This window comes from Shewanella sp. 10N.286.52.C2 (assembly GCF_002874545.1).
Lineage (GTDB): Bacteria > Pseudomonadota > Gammaproteobacteria > Enterobacterales > Shewanellaceae > Shewanella.
In genome coordinates this window covers 1-1,469 of the sequence record NZ_MCTV01000042.1, presented here as the reverse complement: position 1 = coordinate 1,469, position 1,469 = coordinate 1, and the positions used below count along the sequence as shown (strand labels likewise).

At 44.5% G+C, this 1,469-nt stretch carries 1 protein-coding gene; it reads right to left on the bottom strand.

The window, feature by feature from the left end; genetic code table 11:
- Positions 1-1,469: VCBS domain-containing protein (locus tag BCU94_RS19605; RefSeq protein WP_198590895.1), on the bottom strand; the 1,469-nt coding region annotated here is incomplete at both ends.

Here is a 1,469-nt window from a genome sequence, read left to right as displayed (position 1 = left end):
GTACCAAACTGACCTTGTAGTGAGGTGGCTTGAAATTGATTTTGACCATTATCCACATCAGTAACAGTGAGGGCGCCGTCAACGCGGAGTTGTCCACCGTGAACGTCTTTATCTTCAGTTAGCTGTGCTGTTGAAGTACCCGCAATCACCGCTTTATCATCTGTGCCGTTAATGGTGACAGTGATTTTTTGCTCAGTGCCGTCAACCGAGTGAACTAATACTGTATCGGTAACTGACTCACCTGTTTTTAGACCTTGAATAGCTGTCTGAGAGTTATCAGCGGTATAGGTCCAGTGACCTAATTCATTGATTGATAGAGTACCAAACTGACCTTGTAGTGAGGTGGCTTGGAATTGATTTTGACCGTTATCCACATCAGTAACAGTGAGGGCGCCGTCAACGCGAAGTTGCCCACCGTGAACGTCTTTATCTTCAGTTAAGCTGGCGGTTGAGATACCCGCAATCACCGCTTTATCATCCGTGCCATTAATGGTGACAGTGACTTTCTGCTCAGTGCCATCAATGGAATGAACTATGAGAGTATCCGTTAATGATTCGCCTGTTTTCAGGCCTTGAATAGTCGGCTGCGAGTTATCAGCGGTGTAAGTCCAATGGCCTAAACTATTGATACTCAGAGTACCAAATTGACCTTGTTGCACTGTGGCCTGGAATTGGTTTTGTCCTGAATCTACATCGGTTACGGTGAGGGCGCCATCGACATGCAGTTGTCCTTGATGGACGTCTTTATCTTCGGTTAGATTAGCCGATGAAACGCCACCAATTTGAGCGGTTTCATTGCTACCGTTAATACTAATGGTAACTTGTTTGGATACTGGGGTGCCTGAGCTATCAGTTGCTGTGACTGTGAAAGTTTCAACTGCAACTTCTCCCTGATGTAGGGCTAAAGTCGTTGCTGAATGATTATCTAGAACGTATTGCCATTCTCCAGATTTTGAATCAATGACGAGCTGGCCAAATTGACCTATTCCATTTGAGGCCGACCAAGTGATGCTATCGCCATTATCTGGGTCGGTAGCTATGAGGTTGCCTGAAACGGTATCAATTGAACCTAACTCATTGAGACTAGCATGATGTATACCTGAAATTTGCGGTAAATCGTTACTACCTTCAACCTCTACAGCAATGACCGAGCTCACTTTATTGCCTTGGCTGTCCGTTGCCGAAATGACAAATTGTTCTGTTTGATGAGTCCCTTCAGATAATGCATTTGTTTGCTGGTTATTATTATCAAGTTGGTAATGCCATTCGCCAGTTAACTGGTTTAACGTTAACTCACCATATTTACCTTGAGCATTGTCTGTACTCCACAACACTTGGTTAGCATCAGTGCCTGTAGCTTGCATTACGCCACTCGCAGTATTCACTGCATTATCTTCTTTTAATTGCGGTATTTGTTGTTGACTTGCAATGCTTGTAGGCGTTTTATCAGTGCCAGTGCCAGTGCCAGT